Raw genomic sequence first — 3,641 nt, 5'->3', positions numbered from 1 at the left:
TGGTCTTTTTTGTCGTTCTGGAACGCAGTTCAGCGCCCCTTGCGGGGCGCTTGTTGTGGTGTATGACTTGGAGTGTTTGTTCAGAGAGATGTTTTGAGTATTTGTTAGGTTTGGCGGTGACCTACTCTCCCACGACTTGAGCCGCAGTACCATTGGCGCGTCGGTGCTTAACTTCCGGGTTCGGGATGGGACCGGGTGTTTCACTCGTGCTGTGACCACCAAACCGAACAAATACTCTGCATCCGCGGGGCGGCTGCAGAGTATTCGTGTTGTGGCGGTAAGCGGGTTCTCGAAGAGAACCTGCGGCGCCACCGGGTCACAAACCTGGTGCAGTCGTAGCGGATGGATCATCAACAGGCCTTAGGCCAGTTGTCTTTGTCGAGGTTACTTTTGGGTCTGGATCGATCTGTCTTTTACTGGATCAAATCAAGCCTATCGGGCGATTAGTACCGGTCAACTGAGCGTGTTGCCACGCTTACATCTCCGGCCTATTGACGTGGTGGTCTACCACGGCCCTCGGGGATACCTTGTTTTGAGGGGGGCTTCCCGCTTAGATGCCTTCAGCGGTTATCCTGTCCGAACATAGCTACCCTGCACTGCTGCTGGCGCAACAACAGGTCCACCAGTGGTTCGTTCACCCCGGTCCTCTCGTACTAGGGGCAACTCCTCTCAAGTATCCTACACCCACGGCAGATAGGGACCGAACTGTCTCACGACGTTCTAAACCCAGCTCACGTACCTCTTTAAACGGCGAACAGCCGTACCCTTGGGACCTGCTCCAGCCCCAGGATGAGATGAGCCGACATCGAGGTGCCAAACACTGCCGTCGATATGGACTCTTGGGCAGTATCAGCCTGTTATCCCCGGCGTACCTTTTATCCGTTGAGCGATGGCCCTCCCACTTGGGACCACCGGATCACTATGGCCGACTTTCGTCTCTGCTCGACTTGTCAGTCTTGCAGTCAGGCGGGCTTCTGCCATTGCACTCAACGAGCGATTTCCGACCGCTCTGAGCCCACCATCGCGCGCCTCCGTTACTCTTTGGGAGGCGACCGCCCCAGTCAAACTACCCGCCACGCAGGGTCCCGGATCCGGATAACGGACCGCGGTTAGACATCAAGAGTGCGAAGGGTGGTATCTCAAGGGAGACTCCACGGGAACTGGCGTTCCCGCTTCGAAGTCTACCACCTATCCTGCACATCACAATCCTGATGCCAGTGCGAAGCTGTAGTAAAGGTGCACGGGGTCTTTCCGTCTAACCGCGGGAAGCCTGCATCTTGACAGGCAATTCAATTTCGCTGAGTCGATGTTGGAGACAGCGGGGAAGTCGTTACGCCATTCGTGCAGGTCGGAACTTACCCGACAAGGAATTTCGCTACCTTAGGACCGTTATAGTTACGGCCGCCGTTTACCTGGGCTTCAATTCGGAGCTCTCACCCCTCCTTTTAACCTTCAGGCACCGGGCAGGCGTCAGACCCTATACGTCGTCTTGCGACTTCGCAGAGCCCTGTGTTTTTAATAAACAGTCGCCACCCCCTGGTTTGTGCCCCCGGCCCTCATGGACCGGGCCTCCTTCTCGCGAACTTACGGAGGTATTTTGCCGAGTTCCTTCAACATCGTTCTCTCAAGCGCCTTGGTATTCTCTACCAGTCCACCTGTGTCGGTTTAGGGTACGGTCGGATGGAGGGCTATTTCCAGGGACCGCTGCCAAGTATGCCCAATCCGATAAGGACATACAGCTCTGACGATCCGTCACCATCTCCTGGCCCAGTAATATTAAACTGGTTCCCATCGTCTACGCGTTTCCGCCTCGACTTAGGGGCCGGCTTACCCTGCTCAGATTAGCTTTAAGCAGGAACCCTTGGACTTTCGGCGAGAGTGTCTCTCACACTCTTTGTCGCTACTCATGTCATCATTCTCGCTAGTGATCTCTCCACCGGATGGCTCACGCCCCGGCTTCATCGAAAGCCTCGCGTCTCCAGTTCCCCCGAGGGGGAGAAGGAGACATGAGACTATGTCACACTACGCTCTGCTACCATGCCTTACGGCATCCTCAGCTTCGGCTCATGGCTTGAGCCCCGTTACATCTTCGCCGCAGGACAACTTGATTAGACCAGTGAGCTGTTACGCTATCTTTAAAGGATGGCTGCTTCTAAGCCAACCTCCTGGTTGTTTTGGTCGTCCCACCTGCTTTCCCACTTAGCCATGAATTAGGGGCCTTAGCTGGAGGTCAGGGTTGTTTCCCTCTCCACTACGGGCGTTAGCACCCGCAGTGTGTCTGCCATCTAGTACTCCCGGGTATTCGGAGTTTGGTTAGGATCAGTAAGCCTGTGGGGCCCCATTACCCATCCAGTGCTCTACCCCCCGGGGTATTCGGATGACGCTCTACCTAAATAGATTTCGCAGAGAACCAGCTATCTCCGAGTTTGATTGGCCTTTCACCCCTAGGCACACCTCATCCCGACCTTTTTCAACAGGTGTGGGTTCGGACCTCCAGTACGTGTTACCGTACCTTCATCCTGGACATGCCTAGATCACTCGGTTTCGGGTCTGATCCCACGAACTCGACGCCCTATTAAGACTCGCTTTCGCTGCGCCTACACCTAACGGCTTAAGCTTGCACGTGAGACCAAGTCGATGACCCATTATACAAAAGGTACGCCGTCAGCTTGCGCCTCCGACTGATTGTAGGCGTTCGGTTTCAGGTCTGTTTCACTCCCCTCGTCGGGGTGCTTTTCACCTTTCCCTCACGGTACTGGTTCGCTATCGGTCAGCAAGGAGTACTTAGCCTTCGAAGGTGGTCCTCCGATCTTCAGACAGGATTTCACGTGTCCCGCCCTACTTAATACGTCCATCAGAGCTTCCTGTACGGGGCTATCACCCGCTATGGCCACGCTTCCCAACGTGTTCCAGTCACTCATCCGGCTCGGCTGGTCCCCGTTCGCTCGCCGCTACTAGGGGAGTATCAATTGATTTCCTTTCCTCCGGGTACTTAGATGTTTCAGTTCCCCGGGTTCGCTCTTCAAACCCTATGTATTCAGGTAAGAAGTACCTGGTTCAGCCAATTATAAACCGCCGCGATGGGCAATTATAATCAACTGTCAGGTGGGTTGCCCCATTCAGAGATCCATGGATCAAAGCTTATTCTCAGCTCCTCATGGCTTATCGCAGAGTATCACGTCTTTCATCGCCTCTTGCTGCCAAGGCATTCACCAAACGCCCTTCTCGCGCTTGATCTGATCCAGAAAGAGACAGACCTAAATCTGTCGGATGACAGGGCTGGTAACCCGCATCCATACTTTCCAGACCAAAAGTCACTTTTTCCCGCCCGACCTTGCGGTCGGACAATGGTGCCCTTGCGGACACCGGGTTAGTGTACTTGACTTGGACAACTCTGTTCCTTTTCGAAGGGGATATGACAGGGCAACCGGGATGGATCGCCGCATCACCGTCCAAACCCGAAGGTCCGGAACCCGTCGAGATCGCTGCCACACTCGGCAGGATCGAACAGTGTTGATGATTTCTCTCTAAACGATGTCAAACCAGGACAAGGTCCCGGTTTCGTGCCCAGCGGCGCCGTCTTGCGGCGCCCCAATCGGACAGTGAAGCGCCCGAAAGGCGCTTTACTGTCGGATCGGTCC

2 rRNA genes are annotated in these 3,641 nt (G+C 55.0%); both read right to left on the bottom strand.

What is annotated here, in order from left to right:
* Positions 1-108: 108 nt before the first annotated feature.
* Positions 109-223 (bottom strand): 5S ribosomal RNA (gene rrf / locus FQK05_RS25740).
* Between the two features lie 199 nt (positions 224-422).
* A 23S ribosomal RNA gene (locus tag FQK05_RS25735) occupies positions 423-3,237 on the bottom strand.
* Between the last annotated feature and the right edge of the window lie 404 nt (positions 3,238-3,641).

Origin of the sequence: Chachezhania sediminis, assembly GCF_009765275.1 — a bacterium.
Lineage (GTDB): Bacteria > Pseudomonadota > Alphaproteobacteria > Rhodobacterales > Rhodobacteraceae > Chachezhania > Chachezhania sediminis.
This window is presented reverse-complemented; position numbering and strand designations above follow the sequence as displayed.